This window comes from Pseudomonas sp. TH31 (assembly GCF_016650815.1).
Taxonomy (GTDB): domain Bacteria; phylum Pseudomonadota; class Gammaproteobacteria; order Pseudomonadales; family Pseudomonadaceae; genus Aquipseudomonas.
The window spans coordinates 433,825-454,612 of sequence record NZ_JAEKEZ010000006.1 but is presented as its reverse complement, the minus strand read 5'-3'; the positions used below and the strand labels follow the sequence as shown (position 1 = coordinate 454,612).

General features: G+C 60.5%; 17 protein-coding genes and 3 pseudogenes. 8 read left to right on the top strand and 12 right to left on the bottom strand.

Annotated features, from left to right (window positions below):
* Window positions 1-33 precede the first annotated feature (33 nt).
* The 3 genes from JFV26_RS05215 to JFV26_RS05205 all read left to right on the top strand — a co-directional run bounded on the left by JFV26_RS05215 (window position 34) and on the right by JFV26_RS05205 (window position 3,343).
* A complete protein-coding gene (locus JFV26_RS05215) occupies window positions 34-1,944 on the top strand; it encodes an ATP-binding cassette domain-containing protein (RefSeq protein WP_201190356.1) in 1,911 nt (636 codons plus the stop codon).
* Window positions 1,944-2,525, top strand: a complete 582-nt coding sequence (locus JFV26_RS05210) for a mechanosensitive ion channel family protein (protein WP_201190348.1) — start codon at window positions 1,944-1,946, stop codon at window positions 2,523-2,525. Before JFV26_RS05215 ends, JFV26_RS05210 begins: the two co-directional genes overlap by 1 nt.
* 185 nt (window positions 2,526-2,710) lie before the next feature.
* Complete coding sequence (locus tag JFV26_RS05205) at window positions 2,711-3,343, top strand: LysE family transporter (RefSeq protein ID WP_201190346.1); 633 nt, start codon at window positions 2,711-2,713, stop codon at window positions 3,341-3,343.
* A 293-nt stretch (window positions 3,344-3,636) separates the two neighbouring features.
* Here the strand turns inward: JFV26_RS05205 and JFV26_RS05200 are convergent, their stop codons facing one another.
* The 5 genes and pseudogenes from JFV26_RS05200 to JFV26_RS05180 form a co-directional block, all read right to left on the bottom strand.
* Complete coding sequence (locus JFV26_RS05200; protein WP_201190344.1) at window positions 3,637-4,380, bottom strand: penicillin-binding protein activator LpoB; 744 nt, start codon at window positions 4,378-4,380, stop codon at window positions 3,637-3,639.
* A 3-nt stretch (window positions 4,381-4,383) separates the two neighbouring features.
* Window positions 4,384-4,971, bottom strand: coding sequence for a penicillin-binding protein activator LpoB (gene lpoB, locus JFV26_RS05195; protein WP_201190342.1), 588 nt, complete (start codon window positions 4,969-4,971; stop codon window positions 4,384-4,386).
* Between the two features lie 39 nt (window positions 4,972-5,010).
* The gene (locus JFV26_RS05190; RefSeq protein WP_201190340.1) at window positions 5,011-5,382 is read right to left on the bottom strand and encodes a YcfL family protein; all 372 of its coding nucleotides are present in this window, start codon (window positions 5,380-5,382) and stop codon (window positions 5,011-5,013) included.
* Between the two features lie 15 nt (window positions 5,383-5,397).
* A pseudogene (locus JFV26_RS05185) lies at window positions 5,398-6,791 on the bottom strand (COG3014 family protein).
* Window positions 6,792-6,913: 122 nt separating this feature from the next.
* Entirely contained in the window at window positions 6,914-7,285 is a 372-nt protein-coding gene (locus tag JFV26_RS05180) for a hypothetical protein (protein ID WP_201190689.1), read from the bottom strand.
* Between the two features lie 2 nt (window positions 7,286-7,287).
* On the opposite strand from JFV26_RS05180, the gene JFV26_RS05175 reads away from it, so the two are divergent.
* Both JFV26_RS05175 and JFV26_RS05170 read left to right on the top strand, forming a co-directional pair.
* Window positions 7,288-9,186, top strand: a complete 1,899-nt coding sequence (locus JFV26_RS05175) for an FTR1 family protein (protein WP_201190338.1) — start codon at window positions 7,288-7,290, stop codon at window positions 9,184-9,186.
* 111 nt (window positions 9,187-9,297) lie between these two features.
* Entirely contained in the window at window positions 9,298-9,753 is a 456-nt protein-coding gene (locus JFV26_RS05170; protein WP_123403905.1) for a YaiI/YqxD family protein, read from the top strand.
* 101 nt (window positions 9,754-9,854) lie between these two features.
* Here JFV26_RS05170 and elbB read toward each other — a convergent pair whose 3' ends face one another.
* Window positions 9,855-10,523, bottom strand: a complete 669-nt coding sequence (gene elbB / locus JFV26_RS05165) for an isoprenoid biosynthesis glyoxalase ElbB (protein WP_201190336.1) — start codon at window positions 10,521-10,523, stop codon at window positions 9,855-9,857.
* A gap of 115 nt (window positions 10,524-10,638) precedes the next feature.
* On the opposite strand from elbB, the gene JFV26_RS05160 reads away from it, so the two are divergent.
* Window positions 10,639-11,874 (top strand): sterol desaturase family protein, encoded by a 1,236-nt coding sequence (locus tag JFV26_RS05160; RefSeq protein ID WP_201190334.1) that lies wholly within the window; start codon window positions 10,639-10,641, stop codon window positions 11,872-11,874.
* On the opposite strand, the gene JFV26_RS05155 is transcribed toward JFV26_RS05160, so the two are convergent.
* Window positions 11,855-12,478, bottom strand: a complete 624-nt coding sequence (locus JFV26_RS05155) for a DedA family protein (protein WP_201190333.1) — start codon at window positions 12,476-12,478, stop codon at window positions 11,855-11,857. The genes JFV26_RS05160 and JFV26_RS05155 overlap by 20 nt on opposite strands.
* Window positions 12,479-12,686: 208 nt before the next feature.
* Here JFV26_RS05155 and hemB point away from each other — a divergent pair, with 208 nt between their 5' ends.
* Window positions 12,687-13,700, top strand: coding sequence for a porphobilinogen synthase (hemB, locus tag JFV26_RS05150; RefSeq protein WP_201190331.1), 1,014 nt, complete (start codon window positions 12,687-12,689; stop codon window positions 13,698-13,700).
* 18 nt (window positions 13,701-13,718) lie between these two features.
* Window positions 13,719-15,947 carry a polyphosphate kinase 1 gene (ppk1, locus tag JFV26_RS05145; protein WP_201190329.1) on the top strand — a complete coding sequence of 743 codons (2,229 nt, stop codon included), beginning with the start codon at window positions 13,719-13,721 and terminating at the stop codon, window positions 15,945-15,947.
* 194 nt (window positions 15,948-16,141) lie between these two features.
* Here ppk1 and ppx read toward each other — a convergent pair.
* The 5 genes and pseudogenes from ppx to JFV26_RS05120 form a co-directional block, all read right to left on the bottom strand.
* Window positions 16,142-17,643 (bottom strand): annotated as a pseudogene (ppx, locus tag JFV26_RS05140) (exopolyphosphatase).
* 233 nt (window positions 17,644-17,876) lie between these two features.
* Window positions 17,877-18,607: pseudogene (locus JFV26_RS05135) on the bottom strand (amino acid ABC transporter ATP-binding protein).
* Entirely contained in the window at window positions 18,594-19,244 is a 651-nt protein-coding gene (locus JFV26_RS05130) for an amino acid ABC transporter permease (protein ID WP_201190327.1), read from the bottom strand. Before JFV26_RS05130 ends, JFV26_RS05135 begins: the two are co-directional and overlap by 14 nt.
* A complete protein-coding gene (locus JFV26_RS05125) occupies window positions 19,241-19,909 on the bottom strand; it encodes an amino acid ABC transporter permease (RefSeq protein ID WP_201190325.1) in 669 nt (222 codons plus the stop codon). Before JFV26_RS05125 ends, JFV26_RS05130 begins: the two co-directional genes overlap by 4 nt.
* A gap of 21 nt (window positions 19,910-19,930) precedes the next feature.
* Window positions 19,931-20,716, bottom strand: coding sequence for a transporter substrate-binding domain-containing protein (locus tag JFV26_RS05120; protein WP_201190323.1), 786 nt, complete (start codon window positions 20,714-20,716; stop codon window positions 19,931-19,933).
* Between the last annotated feature and the right edge of the window lie 72 nt (window positions 20,717-20,788).

Here is a 20,788-nt window from a genome sequence, read left to right as displayed (position 1 = left end):
TTGCGAGCGAAGCTGGTAGACTCCGCCGCCATTATGATTCGACTTCAGAACCTGACTTTACAGCGTGGCCCGCAACGTCTGCTAGAAGACGCCGAGCTGACCCTGCACGCCGGCCACAAAGCCGGCCTCATCGGTGCCAACGGCGCCGGCAAATCGAGCCTGTTCGCCTTGCTCCTGGGTGACCTGCACCCGGACTCGGGCGACTGCTTGCTGCCGGGCGACTGGCGTATCGCCCACATGCGCCAGGAGATCGACACCCTCGATCGCATCGCGGTCGACTACGTGCTCGATGGCGACCTGCGCCTGCGTGAGGTGCAACGCGACCTCGCCGCCGCCGAAGCAGCCCATGACGGTGCCGCCCAGGCGCGCCTGCACGCCGAACTCGACAGCGCCGATGGTTACACCGCCGACGCCCGGGCGCGCAAGCTGCTGGCCGGTTTGGGCTTCACCAACGATCAGATGGATCGTCAGGTCGGCGATTTCTCCGGTGGCTGGCGGATGCGTCTGAACCTGGCGCAGGCATTGATGTGCCCCTCGGACCTGCTGCTGCTCGACGAACCGACCAACCACTTGGACCTCGACGCCATCATCTGGCTCGAAGACTGGCTCAAGAGCTATCCCGGCACGTTGATGCTGATCTCCCACGACCGGGACTTCCTCGACGCCGTGGTCGATCACGTGGCCCACGTCGATCAGCGCAAGATCACCCTGTACCGCGGCGGCTATAGCGCCTTCGAACGCGCCCGTGCCGAACGCCTGGCCCAGCAACAGCAGGCCTACGAGAAGCAGCAGGCGCAACGCGCGCACATGGAAAGCTACATCGCCCGCTTCAAGGCCCAGGCCACCAAGGCCCGTCAGGCCCAGAGCCGGATCAAGGCGCTGGAGCGGATGGAAGAGCTGTCCGCCGCTCACGTCGATTCGCCGTTCGACTTCGTTTTTCGCGAATCGCACAAAATATCCAGCCCGTTGATTGATATCTCCGATGCTCGCCTGGGTTATGGCGAACGAGCCGTGCTGGAGAAGGTCAAGCTGCAACTGACCCCCGGCGCGCGCATCGGTTTGCTCGGCCCCAACGGTGCCGGTAAATCGACCCTGATCAAAAACCTCGCCGGTGAGCTCGAGCCCTTGTCCGGTCGCCTGACCCGTGGCGAGAACACCGTGGTCGGCTACTTCGCCCAGCATCAGCTCGATTCTCTGGACTCCAAAGCCAGCCCGCTGCTGCACATGCAGCGCCTGGCGCCGACCGAGCGCGAGCAGACCTTGCGCGACTTCCTCGGCGGTTTCGACTTCCGCGGTGCGCGTATCGATGAGCCGGTGCTGAACTTCTCCGGTGGCGAGAAGGCCCGTCTGGCGTTGGCGTTGATCGCCTGGGGGCGGCCGAACCTGTTGCTGCTCGACGAACCGACCAACCACCTGGACCTGGAAATGCGCCTGGCGCTGACCATGGCGTTGCAGGAATTCAGCGGTGCGGTACTGGTGGTCTCCCACGATCGTCATTTGCTCAAAAGCACTACCGACAACTTCTATCTGGTGGCGGACGGCAAAGTCGAAGAGTTCGACGGCGATCTGGAGGACTACACCCGTTGGCTGGTGGAGTATCGCCAGCGCAACGCCCCGGTCAGCAACACGCCGGTGAACCCGGACAAGACCGACAAGAAGGCTCAGCGCCAGGCTGCCGCTGCGTTGCGTCAGCAACTGGCGCCGCACAAGCGTGAAGCCGACAAGCTCGAAGCCGAGCTGGGCAAGCTGCACGAGAAGCTGGCGAAGATCGATGCCAGCCTCGGCGACAGCGATATTTATGAGCCGGCGCGCAAGAACGAATTGCGTGATCTGCTGGCCGAACAGGCCAAGCTGAAGGTGCGTGAAGCGCAACTGGAAGAATCCTGGATGGAAGCCCTGGAACTGCTGGAAAGCATGCAGGCGGAGCTGGAGGCGCTGTCCTGATGGACGCCTTCAAGCTGCCGCTGCCGGCGATGTGGGTCGAGCCGATCTGGCTCGGCGTGCAAATCCTGCTGATCCTGTTGGCCGGGTATTTTGCCCAGCGCTTCGTCGCCAAAGGCCTGACCCGACTGGGCGATCGTTACCCGTTTCCGCCGCAACTGCTGATGCCGCTGCGTGGTGGTCTGCGCTGGCTGATCATGGGCAGCGCGCTGATTTTTGTACTGGAACGTCTCGGCGTTTCGGCCACGGTGCTCTGGACCGCGCTGTCCGGGTTCGTCGCGGTGGCTGCGGTGGCGTTCTTCGCCATGTGGAGCGTGCTCTCCAATCTGCTGTGCGCGATCCTGATCTTCACTGTCGGCCCGTTCCGCATCGGTGATGTGGTCGAGTTGGTGGACACCCTCGACAAGCCCGGCGTCAAAGGCCGGGTGGTAGCGATCAATTTGCTCTTCACCACGTTGATCGAAGCTGAAGAGGCGGGAACTGGCAGCGCGATGGTGCAAGTGCCTAACAGCCTGTTCTTCCAGCGCTCGGTTCGACGCTGGCGCGGGAGTGATGTGTTTCCTTCGAGCGGGTTTGAAAAATAAGCCTTCTGTTGCCTGACACATTGCTTTCGCGAGCAGGCTCGCTCCCCCAGGGGATTTGTGAGCGCCACCGATCTACTGTGGGAGCGAGCCTGCTCGCGAAAGGGCCCTCCGACAAAAATCGGTAGTCATTGCGCCAAAGCCGCATTAGTTTAGACGTCTGTCACGAGTCTGAGTCGAGGTGTGCGATGGTGCTTCAAACATGGCTGGCGTTTTTTGCTGCCTGCTGGGTGATCAGTCTGTCTCCCGGTGCCGGCGCGATTGCGTCGATGTCCAGCGGCCTGCGCTACGGTTTCTGGCGCGGCTACTGGAATGCCCTGGGCTTGCAACTGGGCCTGGCGTTGCAGATTGCGATTGTAGCGGCCGGTGTCGGTGCGATCCTCGCAGCTTCGGCTACCGCGTTCTATGCGATCAAATGGTTTGGTGTGGCTTATCTGGTTTATCTCGCGGTCAAGCAATGGCGTGCGCTGCCCAGCGACATGAGCGATGAGGCGTCTGTGCGCCAGATCGGTAAGCCGCTGGCGCTGGTATTCCGTGGTTTCCTGGTGAACATCAGCAACCCCAAGGCGTTGGTGTTCATGCTGGCGGTGTTGCCGCAGTTCATCGACCCGCACGCACCGTTGGTGGCTCAGTACCTGATCCTCGGTGCGACGATGATCTGTGTCGACCTGATCGTCATGGCCGGCTACACCGGGCTGGCGTCCCGAGTGCTGCGACTGTTGCGCACCCCCAAACAGCAGAAACGCATGAACCGCACGTTTGCCGGGCTGTTCATCGGTGCTGCGGCGTTCATGGCGACGCTGCGCAAAGCGGTGATGTAAACCCTTGGGCACAAAAAGGCGACCTCTTCAGGTAATGCCGATCAGTTAAGCTAAACGCGATCTGTAGCAGCTGGCGAAGCCTGCGTTCGGCTGCGAAGCAGTCGTAAATCCTGCACACGCGGTTTGCCTGAAAGAACCGGGGAGCTGATCTAACGACTGCTGCGCAGCCGAACGCAGGCTTCGCCAGCTGCTACAAAGAGCGCGTGTCACCTTGAGATGTTCTTAACTGATCGGAATTAACCTCTTCGGGGCGCCTGATCGTTCCTACGCAGTGGGAACGATCAGCGTCAGATTCAGCGTAAAATAACCGGCGCCGTATCCCGTGGCAGGTTGTTACGCTGCGGGGCTTGCCCCGGCTTCTCGTAACTGCCGCCGCCGAGATGTTGGCTCAGTTGCCCGGCCACGTCCTCGCCCAATGCCTTGGATACGTCACGCACCACCCGCGGACGGTTCAGCGAAATCTTGATGTCCCGGCCATTCACCAGTTTGGTGTCCTGGCCTTCGCCCATCGCCGTGAAGGCCGAGGTGATTTCGAAGGTCTTGGTGTTGATCAGGCTGAAATCCGCCACCAGGGTCAACGCCAGCACCGCTGAATAGCTGTCGGTGTTCGCCAGCTCGTTCGTGTCCTGGGTGAAGTCGATGTCCGACACCGTGCCGAACAGCACGTAATCCGCGCCCTTGAAGTTACCGGCCTTGATCCGCTTGATCACATCGTAGATGTCACCCTTGGACGAAGCGGTATAAGGCGTGCCCTGAATCAGCTGGAACATGCCGGTGCGCAGGATTTCACCCTTGATGTCGCCAGTGAATTTACGCAGCTCGGTCTGCTCGATGTAGCTGGTCCTGGCCTCGTACTCGTTGTAGCTCGAAGAACCGCTGGCGCTGTAGTAACCCTCGCGGTAATTGCTCTGCGCCGAGACGGTGTGGATGTATTGCTCCACACGTTCCTGATACGCCAGATCCGTGACTGCCACTTTCGGGGCCGCTTGCACGCTGAGCGTGCAAGCCAGGGCTATCATGCCAATCCATGTGCGCATTGATTAACGCTCCGTGGTTTTGCGGATCTCTTTTTCGTCCATCCATTCGGCCAGACCGCTTTCAACGTCGATCAATTGCAGGCTGAATTTGTAGAAGACGTCCTTGTAGTCGCTGCTGCGCTTGACGATCGAGCTGATCGAGCCTTCAAGACGGTATTTGGCAGCGATCATGTTGCCGGTCTTGGCCACGGTCGCTTTCTTGTACAGGCCGCTCTGGTTTTGCAGCTTCAGCTGGTCAACCTGGCTCTGCATCGCGGTGTTATCGCTGGCGAAACGTGCCACACCGCTCTTCATCAGTTGAGTCTTGATGCTGGTGGTGATTTCGCGGGTATCGATGTACTCACTGGTCTTGTTCTTCACGTCGTAGACCTGAACCACCGGGCGACCCTGCATGATGCCGGACTGGGCCAGGGAACGGGTCATGGACTCGGCGATCATCTGCAGGTCGGTGGAACCGAACTCGTTGGTCACGGTTTCCACAGCCTTGGTGTCACCGTAGCTGATGTTCTTGCTACCCAGCGTTGGCGAGGTGTTGGCGCAGCCGCTGGCCAGCAGGGCGAGGATGGCGATGAACGAAAAGCGTGCAAACATGGGAATGCTCTCTAGAACTGAACGAATAGGGTGTGGGGCTTAAGGCGTCTTGATTTCGAGACGCAAATCCACGGCTTTGGCGGTTGGCGCAATGGCCTGAATGAAGCTGGTCTGCGCGCCATACATCGTCATGCTTTTCCAGACTTCTTCATCGGCAACCGGGAAACCTTCGGGGCCGAGCCAGGCGAAGCGGTAGTAGAACGTCTTGTTGCTGTTAAGGGTGTTGCTCAACTGCACATTGACTGTCATGAAGCCATTTTCCCGGGCGACGCGCATGGCGCCGACCACGATGTTCTTGAGCGGGCCCATGGCCACGACTTTACTCGCAGCGCTGCCTGGCTCCGGCGGTGGCGGGGTAGCGCAACCGGCCAGCAAGGCCAGGGCGGCGACAGCGATGATTTTGAAGCGCATGCAAAGACTCCGTTCTTAAGGTTGTTTGAGGCTGGCTACTGCGGTTGGGTTGGCGCTCTGGATCACGTGCGCGGCCAGGCCGCTGGCGAATACGTGGTTACCCACGGCGCGCAAGCTGATGACCTGATAGCGCTGATCGACAGTCACCTTGACCACCGAACCGCCCACGGCACTCGGCAGAGTGACTTGGTGCTCGCCTTTCTTTAAGCGCAGGCGTACCACTTGGGTGTAGTCCGGCAAGGTGCGCCACGTACGGGTATCGGCACCTTCAAGCACCGCTGAAGAAATACCGACTGCCAGACCCGCCAGCGGGTTGGTTTCGTTGATCTTCTTCTGTGCCACGCCTTTGGTCACGGCACGTACGGTGGTGCGCAGGATGATGCCTGGCATGTCGTCACGCAGGGCGCGGCGGGACATGGCGGTAGTGCTGTTGAGTTGAGTCAGGTTCAACTGCTGACCGTCCACACCGATCTGGGTGAGGATGGCAGTCGAGGTGTCCGGCTTGATAATCGGGAACGACAGCGGGGTGATCACCATCTGGTTGCTGATCGGCAATGGCAGCGGAATGCGGATCGAATCCGGGATGGCGCCAGACCGCTTTGCACCACGATCAGAATATCGCTGTCGTCATCCTTGGCAGGCTTGTCGAGGTTGACCAGTGCCTGTTCGAGCAGTGGCGTGTTCGGGCGCAGCTCGGCGGCCTTGCGATAACCCGGCGCGGCGAGGTCTTTTTCACCCAATGCTTCGTAGACGAAACCGGCCAGGTAATGGCTGAACGCACTCTGGTAGCTGTTTTTCAGGCTGACCACGTCCGGCGCGTCAAGGCTGGCGACGGGATAACCCTGCAGGTCTTTGTATTGGGTCTTGATGCCTTGTTTCTCGGCATCGTCTTCGCTCTTGAGGTATTCCTTGTCCCGCAGATCAGCGATTACCGCTTCGCGTTCGTGGGTCTTCTTGATCGACATGCGCGCGCCGTCGAAGTCGTTCACTGCCAGCAGATTGAGCGCCATCTGGGTGGTCAGCATGACTTTTTCGTAGTCGTAGCCTTCGTAGCGACGGACCTTGTCGTTGACCAGGAAGCTGCCGAACTGTGCCAGGTACTTGTCGGTATCGAACTTGACCGAGTCTTCCCATTTGCCCACCACCTGATCGGCGCTGCTCCAGGCATTCTGGCTGCCGGACAAGTCGCCCTTGGCGCGCAGCAGTTCACCCTTCTCGAAGTAATAAAGCAGGTCTTTGTCCGGGCCGGTGTTGTTCTTTTCCAGCAGGGTCAGCGCGGCATCGACGTTGCCGGCGGCCAGTTGCTGATTGGTTTGCGCGAGTTCGGAGTCGTAGTTGCGAAATGCCGTACAACCGCAGAGCAAGGTGACCGCGCTGAGTGCGATCGAGGTAAGGGCGCGAGAGGCCATAGGGGGGTACTTCTTCCCTGAGTATAGGCAGCCGCGCTTGCTGGTCGGGCTGTTGGGACCTATCGGCAGGGAGTCTGGCTTCCTGCCAATTCCTCAAAAAGAGGAGCTTAAATGCCGATTCGCTATCGCGAGGGCGTGGCATTATAAGCGCGGATGCTGGCTATGTAGTGGCTTTTTAATTGCGTATTTTCACGGCGTGCCACTACTTGTTTCTGGCCTGATACGGGCGCCAGCGAAGTCTGTACTTCTGTCTTTACGACGACGAATGCCACGGTGTTTATTGTGCGCAGGATGACCACTTGATGGTCGCAGCTCTGCGGCAGCGAGAAAAAGAGGCGCGCATCAACAATGATTCTTCCCTGAGCGGATGCGGCGAGGAGGTGGCAATTCGCCGTTGAATGTATGCGCAGCTGAACAGGAAATACCAACAAAGCTTGAGTGAAAGTCATTGGAAGTGAACAATGTATTACTTCGTATTTACCCTTGAGATTCATTCATGACTGCCTCCTCCCGTTTTCTGGCGTGGCTAGTGCTGCCGGTTATTGCGTTCTGCAGCCTCAATGCGCAGGCCGAAACTGCCGAAGGCGCGCCAAAGGCCTTGCATTTGCTCGATTACATTGGTGCTGATTACCCGATGGCGGTCGAAGCGGGCAAGGTTATCGACGAGTCTGAATACCTCGAGCAGCAGGAATTTCTGGGTGTTCTGCAAGGTTTGATCGCCGAGTTGCCGGCCAAACCCGAGCGCGCCGAATTGGAGCTGGGCGTCAACAACCTGCGCACCGCGATTGCTGCACGCATGGACGGCACCGACGTTGCCCGACAGGCTCGCCAACTCGGCGCGAAACTGGCCGTCGCGTATGAAGTCAGCCAGGCTCCGGTGATTACCCCGGACCCGACTCGCGGTGCGCCGCTGTACGCGCAGCAATGCTCGGTGTGCCACGGCGACGCGGGTGTCGGTGACGGCCCGGCAGGCGTTGGCATGACGCCGCCACCGGCCAACCTGCGTGATGCGGCGCGACTGGATCGCCTCAGCCTCTACGCGATCTACAGCACCCTCGGTCAAGGCGTCGAAGGCACCGATATGCCGTCCTTTGCCGATCAGTTGGATGATCGTCAACGCTGGGACCTGGCCACCTACATCGCTGGCTTCAGCGCCGACCCGGCCGCGGCCAAATCCGAAAAGACCTACAACATCGCCGACCTGGCCCGCCAGACACCGGCCGAAGTACTGGCCGCCGAGGGTCCGCAAGCCTTGGCAACCTTCCGCGCACAACGGGCGCAACCGCCGCAGGTCAAGCGTGGCCCGGCACAGTTGCTCGACTACACCGCGGCAACTCTGGACAAGAGCATTGCCGCTTACCGTGCCGGCGAACACGATCAGGCTTACGACCTGTCGGTGGCGGCGTACCTGGAAGGCTTCGAGTTGGTCGAAAGCTCCCTCGATAACGTCGACGCCAACGTGCGCAAAGACACTGAAAAATCCCTGATGGCCTACCGTCAGTCGTTGCAGGATGGCTTGCCGGTGGTTCAGGTCGAACAGCGCCTGGACGCGGCCAAGGCCAAGTTGAAGGAGTCGGCTGGCCTGCTCGGCAGCGATGGTTTGAGCTGGTCGCTGAGCTACATCTCTGGCCTGTTGATTCTACTGCGCGAAGGCCTGGAAGCGATTCTGGTGCTCGCGGCGATCCTCGCGTTCCTGCGCAATACCGGCCAGCAATCGGCGGTGCGCAGTGTCAACGTCGGTTGGGGGCTGGCGCTGTTGGCGGGCCTGGGGACCTGGGCGCTGGCAGCGTACGTGATTGATGTCAGCGGCGCCCAGCGTGAACTGCTGGAAGGCTGCACGGCGCTGTTCGCCAGCGTCATGGTGTTGTGGCTCGGCGTGTGGATGCACGACCGTCGCCATGCGGCAGCCTGGCAGGATTACATCAAGAGCAGCCTGGTGGGCGGCGGCGGACGTTTCGGTTTTGCGATCCTGGCGTTTTTCTCGGTGTATCGCGAACTGTTTGAAGTGATCCTGTTCTACGAAACCCTGTGGTTGCAGGCGGGCCCTGCCGGGCATAACGCGGTGCTTGCGGGCGGCGCGACGGCGATGGTGCTGTTGGTCGGTCTGGCCTGGGTGATCCTGCGTGGCTCGGCAAAACTGCCACTGGCGCTGTTCTTCGGTATCAACGCCGGGTTGCTGTGCGCGTTGTCGGTGGTGTTTGCCGGCCACGGCGTGAAGGCGTTGCAGGAAGCCGGAATCTTCGGCACCCGGCCGGTGCCGTTCTTTGACTTCGACTGGCTCGGCATCCACGCTGATGCGTATTCGCTGAGTGCGCAGGCGGTGGCGATCATTGCGATTGTCGTGCTTTACAGTCGTAGCCGGATGGCCGAGAAGCGGCGGGTGCAAGTCTCCTGACCGAGTGATTCTTTAAAAGATCGCAGCCTTCGCCAGCTCCTACGGGTGTACGTTGATCTCATGTAGGAGCTGGCGAAGCCTGCGATCTTTTGTTTTTAAGAGGTTAATAAAATGCGTGTCTGGATCGATGCCGACGCCTGCCCACGGGCAGCCAAGGATCTGGTGGTGAAGTTCGCCCTCAAGCGCCAGTTCGAAGTGGTGATGGTGGCCGGTCAGCCGCAGATCAAACCGGGTCTGGCGCTGGTGAAGCTGATCGTGGTGCCCAGCGGCCCGGACGCGGCCGACGATTACCTGGTGGAACACGCAGTACCCGGCGAGCTGGTGATTTGCAGCGATGTGCCGCTGGCTGACCGCTTGGTGAAGAAGGGCGTTTCAGCGCTGGACCCGCGCGGCAAAGAGTTCGACGCGCAGAACATGGGAGACCGGCTGGCGGTGCGTAACCTGTTCACCGACCTGCGAGAGCAGGGCCAGATGAGCGGTGGGCCCGCGCCGTTTGGCGAACGGGAGAAACAGGCGTTTGCCAATGCGCTGGACCGGATTTTGACCCGTTTGACCCGAAAACCCTGAAAAGATCGCAGCCTTCGGCAGCTCCTACATTGACCGCGACCGACGGTCAACGCCAACCCCTGTAGGAGCTGCCGAAGGCTGCGATCTTTGATCTTGCTGCTTTAAGCGTCATTTTCGTGGGTCAGTTCGAGCACCCGGTCGACCAACTTGTTAATCCCCGAAGCCGCTTCGCTGATCGACTGCGCCAGCATATACGCCGGCGTACTCACCAGCTTGCGCGCCTTGTCCTCGACAATATCGCTCACCGCGCAATCGGCGTGGGTCGCGCCCATCTTGTTCACCGCCGCTGCCGTTTCGGCGTCGTTGCCGATGGTGCAGGTCACGCCCGGCCCGTAGATCTTCGCCGCCAGCGCTGGCGAAATGCAGATCAACCCCACGGGTTTACCGGCTTCGGCAAAGGCTTCCGTCAGGGCCAGAACGTCCGGCTGGACCGAGCACCCGGCACCCTCGACCGCGAAGTTGGAGAGGTTCTTCGCCGCCCCGAAACCGCCGGGCACGATCAGCGCATCGAAGTCTTCGACGCTGGCCTCGCGGATGTCCTTGATGTTGCCTCGGGCGATGCGCGCCGATTCCACCAGCACATTGCGCGACTCGGGCATTTCTTCGCCGGTCAGGTGGTTGATCACATGCATCTGGGCGATGTTCGGTGCAAAACACTGTACCTGGGCACCGCGTTGGTCCAGTCGCAGCAAGGTAATCACGCTTTCGTGGATCTCGGCGCCGTCGTACACGCCACAGCCGGAAAGGATCACTGCAATTTTTTTGCTCATGGGCTTTTCTCCAGATTCATGGCGTTAAATGTCCACTAATTTGTCGCGGGTTGCCATAGAGTTAATTCGCGGTTACACCCAGGATCAGTCATCACCATTGCGATCAGGTCGCGTCATGAATTTCATTCTGTATGCGGTGCCGTTTTTCTTTGTGTTGATAGCCGTCGAACTGCTGGCCGACCGTTGGCGCGCAGTGAGCAACTACCGCGTGGCTGACGCGATCAACAGCCTGAGCACCGGCGTGTTGTCGACCACCACCGGCCTGCTGACCAAGGGTGTGGGGCTGCTGACGTATGCGTTTGCGCTCGAGCATCTGGCGCTGTTCAAACTCTCGGGCGACAGTGCCTGGGTCTGGGTGCTTGCCTTCGTCCTCTACGACTTCTGCTATTACTGGCTGCACCGTATGGGCCACGAGCGCAACATCCTCTGGGCGGCGCATTCGGTGCATCACCAGAGCGAGGACTACAACCTCTCCACGGCCCTGCGCCAGACCAGTACCGGGTTTCTGCTGGGCTGGATCTTCTATCTGCCCATGGCCGTGCTCGGCGTGCCGCTGCTGGTGTTCGTCAGCGTCGCGGCGCTGAACCTGCTGTATCAATTCTGGGTACACACCCAACACATTCCCAAGCTCGGCTGGTTCGAGTGGTTTTTCGTCACGCCGTCCAATCATCGGGCCCACCATGCACAGAACGCTCTCTACATGGATCGCAACTACGGCGGGGTGTTCATTATTTGGGACCGTCTGTTCGGCTCCTTCCAGGAAGAAGACGACAGCGAACCGGTGATTTTCGGCGTGACCACGCCACTGGCGAGCTGGAATCCGCTGTGGGCCAATCTGCAGTTCTATGTGCAATTGTGGGATGACGCCCGGCGGGCGCAGAGCCAGTGGGACAAGCTGCGAATCTGGTTTATGCGCACCGGTTGGCGGCCGGCGGACGTGGCGGCCAAGTACCCGATGAACAAGCCGGACCTGAACCAGTTCCGCAAATTCGAAGTGCCGCTGGACGGCCGGCAGCAGCTGTATGTGGCGCTGCAGTTCTGCGTCTACATCGCCTTGGGCAGCTATTTGATGAGTCTGGAACAGAGCCTGCCGACCACCGCCATGGTGCTCGGCTGGAGTGCGATGGCGCTGGGTTTGTTTACGCTGGGCGTGGCCCTGGAGAATCGCCCGTGGGCGTGGAAGCTGGAGCTGCTGCGGCTGGCGTCGAACGTGCCGCTGGTATGGCTGGCGCCGCTGGTCGGGCTGTGGCCGGCCAGCGCGCAGGGCTGGGCCGGCCTGATCAGTTACAGCCTGCTCAGTGGCATCGGTCTCTACTGCTGTAGAAACCGTTTCACTCGACTGGCGTCTTAGCCTCGGCGGTCTGGGCCAGTTCAGCCTGCTCGTCGGCGTAGATCTTCTTCGCCAGGCGAGCATTTTTGAACCGCCGGCGTAGCCACAGGACCAGGCCGAGGATCAACAGGGCACCCAGCACCCACAGCTCGTACTTCTTGACGCTGCCGAGCATGCCTTCAAGTACCGCACCGAAGTGGTAGGCCGCCGCCGCCAGGGCGCTGGCCCAGACCGCGGCACCAATCCCGTTGAGCAGCAGATAACGTCCCGGCGGATAGCCCGAGAGGCCGATCGCCACCGGCATCACCGTGCGCAAACCATAGACAAAGCGGAAGCTCAGGACCCAGATGTCCGGGTGCTTGCGGAGATGTTCCAGCGCCCGGTCACCCATCATTTGCCAGCGCGGTTTGCGCGCCAGTAATTTGCGGCCGTGCTTGCGCCCCAGGAAGTACCACAGCTGATCACCGGCATAACTGCCGAAGAACGCCACGACGACGACCAGATTGATGTCCATGTATCCGCGAAACGCGAGGAAGCCCGCGAGCACCAGGATGGTTTCGCCTTCGAAGAATGTGCCGAGAAAAAGGGCAAAGTAGCCGAAGTCATGCAGAAATTGTTGGAGCATTGTCTGGGTGCTAGCGAAATGAACGCGCAGCCTAACCCTTCGTGCACATTCATGAAAGTGTCCAAATGTGTCTCGACGTGAACAATTCCTACAACGACAATGGAATGCGGCTACGTGACGCAGGGCTAAGCACAACCGTCATGTGTTCGTCATAATGGCCGCTTATAACTGTCACGCTCGCCCGCCAGCGCGGGCTCAGGAGTCTGCCGTGAGCTTTACCCCCGCCAACCGTTTGTTTCCTGCAACCCGCCTGCGTCGTAACCGTCGTGATGAATTTTCGCGTCGACTGGTCCGTGAAAACGTTTTGACCGTCGATGACCTGATTCTGCCGGTGTTCGTGCTGGACGGTGAAAACCGTCGCGAAGCGGTGGCGTCGATGCCGGGCGTTGAACGCCTGACCATCGATCTGTTGCTGATCGAGGCGGCCAAGTGGGTCGAACTGGGGATTCCGGCAGTCGCATTGTTCCCGGTCACGCCGCCAGAGCTCAAGTCGCTGGATGCCGCCGAAGCCTGGAACCCGAACGGCATCGCCCAACGCGCCACTCGCGCCCTGCGCGATCGGTTTCCGGAGCTGGGCGTCATCACTGACGTCGCCCTTGACCCGTTCACCACCCACGGCCAGGACGGCATCCTCGACGAAGAAGGCTACGTGCAGAACGACATCACCGTCGACGCACTGGTCAAGCAGGCCCTGTCCCACGCCGCAGCCGGCGCTCAGGTGGTGGCCCCGTCGGACATGATGGACGGTCGCATCCAGGCGATCCGCGAAGCCCTCGAGCTGGCCGATCAGGTGAATGTGCGGATCATGGCCTACTCGGCCAAGTACGCCAGCGCCTATTACGGCCCGTTCCGCGATGCGGTCGGTTCGGCGCTGAACCTGGGCAAGGCCAACAAGGCCTCCTATCAAATGGACCCGGCCAACGGCAACGAAGCCCTGCACGAAGTGGCGGCGGACTTGTCAGAAGGTGCGGATATGGTCATGGTCAAGCCAGGCATGCCGTATCTGGACATCCTTTACCGGGTCAAAGAAGAATTCAAAGTGCCGACGTTTGTTTACCAAGTCAGCGGCGAATACGCCATGCACATGGCGGCGATCCAGAATGGCTGGTTGAGCGAAGGGGTTATTCTCGAATCCCTGACCGCTTTTAAACGTGCAGGCGCAGATGGCATCCTGACTTACTTTGCCGTGCGCGCCGCCCAATTGTTACGAGAGCAAAAATAGCCCTCCCAGGAACATTCGATGAATACCGAAGGACTCTCTGAAGTTGCTGAAAAGGAAGCTCAACCCGTGGTGGAGCAAATCGACGAAACCCCGCCGGACGTGGAGCCAGCTCCCGCCCCAGTAGTGGCCGAGCCCGCTGCTGCGGCGCCGGCGGCAGCGATTGCCATTCCCGGCCTGGATGACAGCAGCCTGTACATCCATCGCGAGCTCTCGCAACTGCAGTTCAACATCCGCGTGCTGGAGCAGGCGCTGGATGAGTCCTACCCGTTGCTGGAGCGGCTGAAATTTCTGCTGATCTTCTCCAGCAACCTGGACGAGTTCTTCGAGATTCGCGTGGCCGGCCTTAAGAAGCAGATCACCTTTGCCCGTGAACAGGCCGGCGCCGATGGTCTGCAACCGCACCAGGCCCTGGCCCGGATCAGCGAACTGGTACACGGTCACGTTGACCGCCAGTACGCGATCCTCAATGACATTCTGTTGCCGGAACTGGAGAAACATCAGGTCCGCTTCATCCGTCGCCGTTACTGGACGACCAAGCTCAAGACCTGGGTTCGCCGTTATTTTCGCGACGAGATCGCGCCGATCATCACCCCGATCGGCCTCGATCCGACGCACCCGTTCCCGTTGCTGGTGAACAAGAGCCTGAACTTCATCGTCGAACTCGAAGGCATCGACGCCTTCGGTCGCGATTCCGGCCTGGCGATCATCCCGGCACCGCGTCTGCTGCCACGGGTCATCAAGGTTCCGGAAGAAGTCGGCGGCGCTGGCGACAACTATGTATTCCTGTCGTCGATGATCCACGCTCACGCCGATGACCTGTTCCAGGGCATGAAGGTCAAGGGTTGCTACCAGTTCCGCCTGACCCGAAACGCCGACCTGGCAGTCGATACCGAAGATGTAGAGGACCTGGCTCGCGCCCTGCGCGGCGAGTTGTTCTCCCGTCGCTACGGCGATGCGGTGCGTCTGGAAGTCGCCGACACCTGCCCGAAACACCTGTCCGACTACTTGCTCAAGCAGTTCAACCTGCACGAGACCGAGCTGTATCAGGTCAACGGTCCGGTCAACCTGACCCGCCTGTTCAGCATCACTGGCCTGGACAGTCAGCGCGCGCTGCAATACTTGCCGTTCACGCCGCAGATCCCGAAATTGCTGCAGAACAGCGAAAACATTTTCAGTGTGATCAGCAAGCAGGACATCCTGCTGCTGCACCCGTTCGAGTCGTTCACCCCGGTGGTCGACTTGCTGCGCCAGGCGGCCAAGGACCCGCATGTATTGGCGGTCCGTCAGACCCTGTACCGCTCCGGCGCCAATTCGGAAATCGTTGATGCGCTGGTCGACGCTGCGCGTAACGGCAAGGAAGTCACGGCGGTAATCGAATTGCGTGCGCGGTTCGACGAAGAGTCCAACCTGCAATTGGCCAGCCGTCTGCAAGCGGCCGGTGCGGTGGTGATTTACGGCGTGGTCGGCTTCAAGACCCACGCCAAGATGATGCTGATCCTGCGTCGCGAGGCCGGTGAGATTGTCCGTTACGCGCACTTGGGCACCGGTAACTACCACGCGGCCAACGCCCGCCTGTACACCGACTACAGCCTGCTGACCTCCGACGACGCCTTGTGCGAAGACGTCGGCAAACTGTTCAGTCAGTTGATCGGCATGGGCAAGACCCTGCGCATGAAGAAGCTGCTGCACGCGCCGTTCACGTTGAAGAAGGGCATGCTCGACATGATTGCCCGGGAAACTCAGTTCGCCCTCGACGGCAAACCGGCGCACATCATTGCCAAGTTCAACTCGCTGACCGATCCGAAGATCATCCGCGCGCTGTACAAGGCCAGCCAGTCCGGTGTGCGCATCGATCTGGTGGTGCGTGGCATGTGCTGCCTGCGTCCGGGCATCCCGGGGGTTTCCCACAACATCCACGTGCGCTCGATCATTGGCCGCTTCCTGGAACACACCCGGGTCTTCTACTTCCTCAATGGCGGCGAAGAACAGATGTTCCTCTCCAGTGCCGACTGGATGGAGCGCAACCTCGACAAGCGCGTCGAGACTTGCTTCCCGGTGGAAGGCAAGAAGCTGATCATGCGGGTCAAGAAAGAGCTGGAGCTTTATCTGACCGATAACACCCACAGCTGGAGCCTGCAGTCGGACGGTCGTTACATCCGCAACACACCGACCGGCAACCAGAACCCGCGCAGTGCCCAGGCAACGTTGCTGGAGCGGCTGGGCAGCCCGATTCTGGCGGTGCGTTAACCCAAACGTCGGCTCATAAAAAATGGCGATCCCTGCGGATCGCCATTTTTGTTTTCACCGGACGTTTATGTGAAAACCGTCCCCCGTAGGAGCTGCCGAAGGCTGCGATCTTTTGATCTTGCTTTTCAGCGGTACCAACAAGATCAAGATCAAAAGATCGCAGCCTTCGGCAGCTCCTACGGGGTATTGCGCAATTAGCTAACGTTAAGTGTGAAACCCACCCGCGTCAGCCATTCCGCTTCCAGCGCGAAATCCGCCTGGGTCAGCTGGTTTTCGTCCAGCCAGTCTTCCGGGAACAACACATCCAGGCTGTCGCCATTGGCCTTGAGCACTACCTGGGGCATTTCCTGGGTGCCACGGATGTGGTGGAACAGGATCGCAAAGCGCAGCAGCACGCAAAGGCGAATCAGCTTGATGCCGTCTTTGCCGAAATCGGCAAACTTGTCCCGGGGAATATTGCGGCGGTGACCGCGCACCAGCAGCGCGAGCATTTGCTGGTCTTCGCGGGAGAATCCTGCCAGGTCCGAGTGCTCGATCAGGTAGGCGCCGTGCTTGTGGTAGTGATAGTGGGCGATGTCCAGGCCGACTTCATGGACCTTGGCGGCCCAACCCAGCAATTCGCGCCAGACGCCGTCGTCCAGGTCCCAGTCTGCGGCGACTTGGTCGAAAGCATGCAGGGCCTTGCGTTCAACTCGCGCGGCTTGCTCCAGATCCGCGTGGTAACGCTCCATCAGCGAACTGAGGGTGCGCTCACGGACGTCTTCGTGATGATGGCGGCCCAGCAGGTCATAGAGCACGCCTTCACGCAGGGCGCCTTCACAGTGATCCATGCGTTGCAGTTCGAGGGCGTCGAAGATGGCTTCGAGGATCGCCAGGCCCGCCGGGAAGATCGCGCGGCGGTCGGGCTTGATGCCTTCGAAGTCGATTTTCTCGGCATCACCCAGCTTGATCAGCTTGCGCTTGAGCCAGGCAAGGCCTTCGGCATTCACTTCGCCGGTGCCGTGACCGCCAGCCTTCAGCGCCAGGCCGATGGCGCGGATGGTACCCGAGGAGCCGATGGCTTCATCCCAGGTCAGGCGGTGCAGGGCGTGCTCGATGCTCATGATCTCCAGCCGCGCCGCGGTGTACGCCTGGGCGTAACGGGCCGGGGTGACCTTGCCATCCTTGAAATAGCGCTGGGTATAGCTGACGCAGCCCATTTGCAGGCTTTCGCGCAGCAGAGGCTCGAAGCGCTGGCCGATGATGAATTCGGTACTGCCGCCGCCGATGTCGGCCACCAGGCGTTTGCCTGGGGTGTCGGCGAGGGTGTGGGAGACGCCGAGGTAGATCAGGCGCGCTTCTTCACGGCCGGAGATGACTTCCACCGGGTGGCCGAGGATTTCTTCGGCGCGGTGGATGAACTCGGCCCGGTTACGGGCTTCACGCAGGGCGTTGGTGCCGACGATCCGCACGGCGCCGGGGGCATACCGTTGATCAGTTGGGCAAAACGCTTCAGGCAATCGAGCCCGCGCTGCATGGATTCTTCGTTGAGCTGGCGCTCGTCGTCGATGCCGGCGGCCAGTTGGACCTTTTCGCCGAGGCGCTCAAGAATGCGGATTTCGCCGTTCTGGGCCTTGGCCACGACCATGTGAAAGCTGTTGGAGCCCAGGTCGATTGCGGCGATCAGGGACAGATTCTTGGCTTGGGATTGCGGCATGGTCAGGGGGTCTCGGTCGATAACCTCGACATCGTGCCACGATCAAACGCTGGCGCCAACGCGTAGGAGCTGCCGAAGGCTGCGATCTTTCAGCGCGGGGTACCTGCGCCGTGGCTGATGGCCTCTTCGCGAGCAAGCCCGCTCCCACAGTTGACCGCGTTCTTGCTGAGGTACTCGGTTAAATGTGGGAGCGGGCTTGCTCGCGAAGAGGCCTTACAAGCACTAAAGATCTTTCAGCCCGCCGCCGCTTCAACCGTCCCGATAAAATTCGCCAGCTCCACCGTCTGTGGATTGGCAAACAAAACCTTCGGATCCCCCACCTCATGCACCTTGCCCTGATGCATGAACACCAACTTATCCCCAACCTCCGGGCGAAGCGCATTTCGTGGGTGACCATGATCAGCGTCATGCCTTCCCTGGCCAGTTGCCGGACCACGCTCAGCACTTCATTGACCAGTTCCGGGTCCAGTGCCGAGGTGATCTCGTCGCACAGCAACACCTTCGGCGACATCGCCAACGCCCGGGCAATCGCCACGCGCTGCTGCTGACCGCCGGACAAGCGATCGGGGAACGCATCAAACTTCTCCCCAAGTCCGACCCGTTCCAGCATCTCTTTTGCCAGTTCTTTGGCTTTTGCCTTGGGCACCACTTGCGGCGCCAACATCACGTTCTCGCCAACCGTCAGGTGCGCAAACAAGTTGAACTGCTGGAATACCATCCCGACTTTCTGCCGCAAGCTGCGCAGGTCCGCGCGGGCGGCGTCCAGGTATTCGCCGTCGACTTCGATCACGCCGTCGTTAATCGACTCCAGGCCATTCAAGGTGCGCAGCAACGTGGATTTTCCCGAGCCGCTGCGGCCGATGATCGCCACCACCTGGCCTTCCTCGACACTCAGGTCGATGCCTTTGAGCACGTGGTGGTCGCCGTAATATTTATGCAGGGCCGAAATTCTAAGCAGAGGCATGCAGTCTCCTTTCCAGATAGCGCGCACTGAGGGACAAGGGGTAGCAGAGCAAAAAGTAACCGAGAGCCACGAGGCCGTAGACCATGAACGGTTCGAACGTCGCGTTGGCGAGCATCCCGCCGGTCTTGGTCAGTTCGGTGAAGCCGATGATCGAGGTGACCGCGGTGCCTTTGACCACTTGCACCGAGAAGCCCACGGTCGGCGCCACGGCGATGCGCAGGGCTTGCGGCAGGATCACGTAGCGCAATTGCTCCAGCGGGTTGAGCGCCAGGCTCGACGAGGCTTCCCACTGGCCGTTGGGGATCGAATCGACGCAACCGCGCCAGATCTCCGCCAGGTAAGCGCTGGTGAACAGCGTCAGCGCCACGGCCGCGGCCATCCACGGGGAAATCTCCAGCCCGGCCAGCGCCACGCCGAAGAACACCAGAAACAACTGCATCAACAGCGGCGTGCCCTGGAACAGTTCGATGTAGGTGCGGGCGAAGTTGCGCGGCAGGGCTTTTTTCGAAATGCGCATGACCATGATCAGCAAACCGATCAAGCCACCGCCGATAAACGCCACCAGCGACAGTGCCAACGTCCATTGCAGGCCGGTGAGCAGGTTGCGCACGATGTCCCAGAAGGTGAAATCGCTCATTGGCTGTTCCTCGCAATGTAGCGACGGCCGATCCAGTTCAACAGCTGGCGGATCAGCAGCGCCATGCACAGGTAGATCAGCGTGGTCAGGGTGTAGGTTTCAAAGGCGCGGAAGTTGCGTGACTGAATGAAGTTGGCGGCGAAGCTCAGCTCCTCGGTGGCGATCTGGGAGCAAACCGCCGAGCCGAGCATGACGATGATGATCTGGCTGCTCAGCGCCGGCCAGACTTTGCTCAGCGCCGGCAGCAGAACCACGTGGCGAAAAGCTTCGAAACGGCTCATCGCCAATGCCGCCGCGGCTTCCAGCTGGCCCCGTGGGATCGCTTGAATGCCGGCGCGGATGATTTCGGTCGAATAGGCGCCGAGGTTGATGACCATCGCCAGCACCGCCGCTTGCCATTCGGAGATCTGCACACCCAGCGACGGCAAACCGAAGAAGATGAAAAACAACTGCACCAGAAACGGCGTGTTGCGGATCAACTCGACGTAGACCCCGAAGAGCGCGGAAAACGGACGGATGTTCCAGGCCCGTACCAGTGCCCCGACGATGCCCAGGCCAACCCCGAACACCGCGCCGATGGCCGTCAGTTCAAGGGTGAACAGCGCACCGCGCAGCAACAGGTCGGTGTTTTGCACCACCGGCATAAAGTCGAACTGATAAGCCATATTGAGTCTCCCGGCTGGCGATCAGAGATCGGCCGGCAGCGGCTCTTTGAGCCAGGTCCGGGAGTTTTTCTCCAGTGAACCGTCGGTTTTGGCGGTAGCGAGGATCTGGTTGACCCTGTCCAGCAGCGCCGGTTCGTTCTTGTTCACGCCGACGTAGACCGGCGAATCCTTGAGCTTCACTTTCAGCGCCGGAATACGTTTCGGGTTGCGTTCGCTGATGGTCACCATGACCACGTTGCCGCTGGCGATCAGGTCAACCTGGCCGGCAAGGTAGGCGGCGATCGTCGAGTTGTTGTCTTCGAAGCGCTTGATGGTCACGCCTTCAGGGGCGACTTTGGTCAGCTCGATGTCTTCGATGGCGCCCCGGGTGACGCTGATGGTTTTACCCTTGAGGTCGTCCAGGGTCTTGATAGCGGCGTCTGGCGGGCCGAACACGGCGAGGTAGAACGGCGCGTAGGCACTGGAGAAGTCGATGACTTTCTCACGCTCGGGGTTTTTGCCGAGGCTGGAAATCACCAGGTCGACCTTGCCAGTGGTCAGGAACGGGATGCGGTTGGTGCTGTTGACCGGGGTCAGTTCGAGTTTGACCTTGAGCCGGTCAGCCAGCAGCCTGGCGGTGTCGATATCCAGGCCACGTGGTTTCATGTCCGGGCCAATCGAGCCAAATGGCGGGAAGTCCTGCGGTACGGCGACCTTGAGGGTGCCGCGCTTGACCACATCCTCCAGGCTGTCGGCGTGGGCGGGTGCCTGGCTCAGCATCAGGCTGGCAAACAGGGCGGCGAGGAGGGCGCTGTAACGCTGGGTCATGGCAAATCTCCGAATCGGCGAGAAGTGATTTCTGCGATTCGACAGAGCACGGGCCATGCCAACATTGGGCTT

Excerpts from the sequence above, each read along its gene's own strand:
- JFV26_RS05215 (WP_201190356.1), top strand. The coding sequence starts at position 34 with ATGATTCGACTTCAGAACCTGACTTTACAGCGTGGCCCGCAACGTCTG.
- JFV26_RS05210 (WP_201190348.1), top strand. The coding sequence starts at position 1,944 with ATGGACGCCTTCAAGCTGCCGCTGCCGGCGATGTGGGTCGAGCCGATC.
- JFV26_RS05205 (WP_201190346.1), top strand. The coding sequence starts at position 2,711 with ATGGTGCTTCAAACATGGCTGGCGTTTTTTGCTGCCTGCTGGGTGATC.
- JFV26_RS05200 (WP_201190344.1), bottom strand. The coding sequence starts at position 4,380 with ATGCGCACATGGATTGGCATGATAGCCCTGGCTTGCACGCTCAGCGTG.
- lpoB (WP_201190342.1), bottom strand. The coding sequence starts at position 4,971 with ATGTTTGCACGCTTTTCGTTCATCGCCATCCTCGCCCTGCTGGCCAGC.
- JFV26_RS05190 (WP_201190340.1), bottom strand. The coding sequence starts at position 5,382 with ATGCGCTTCAAAATCATCGCTGTCGCCGCCCTGGCCTTGCTGGCCGGT.
- JFV26_RS05180 (WP_201190689.1), bottom strand. The coding sequence starts at position 7,285 with ATGAATCTCAAGGGTAAATACGAAGTAATACATTGTTCACTTCCAATG.
- JFV26_RS05175 (WP_201190338.1), top strand. The coding sequence starts at position 7,288 with ATGACTGCCTCCTCCCGTTTTCTGGCGTGGCTAGTGCTGCCGGTTATT.
- JFV26_RS05170 (WP_123403905.1), top strand. The coding sequence starts at position 9,298 with ATGCGTGTCTGGATCGATGCCGACGCCTGCCCACGGGCAGCCAAGGAT.
- elbB (WP_201190336.1), bottom strand. The coding sequence starts at position 10,523 with ATGAGCAAAAAAATTGCAGTGATCCTTTCCGGCTGTGGCGTGTACGAC.
- JFV26_RS05160 (WP_201190334.1), top strand. The coding sequence starts at position 10,639 with ATGAATTTCATTCTGTATGCGGTGCCGTTTTTCTTTGTGTTGATAGCC.
- JFV26_RS05155 (WP_201190333.1), bottom strand. The coding sequence starts at position 12,478 with ATGCTCCAACAATTTCTGCATGACTTCGGCTACTTTGCCCTTTTTCTC.
- ppk1 (WP_201190329.1), top strand. The coding sequence starts at position 13,719 with ATGAATACCGAAGGACTCTCTGAAGTTGCTGAAAAGGAAGCTCAACCC.
- JFV26_RS05130 (WP_201190327.1), bottom strand. The coding sequence starts at position 19,244 with ATGAGCGATTTCACCTTCTGGGACATCGTGCGCAACCTGCTCACCGGC.
- JFV26_RS05125 (WP_201190325.1), bottom strand. The coding sequence starts at position 19,909 with ATGGCTTATCAGTTCGACTTTATGCCGGTGGTGCAAAACACCGACCTG.
- JFV26_RS05120 (WP_201190323.1), bottom strand. The coding sequence starts at position 20,716 with ATGACCCAGCGTTACAGCGCCCTCCTCGCCGCCCTGTTTGCCAGCCTG.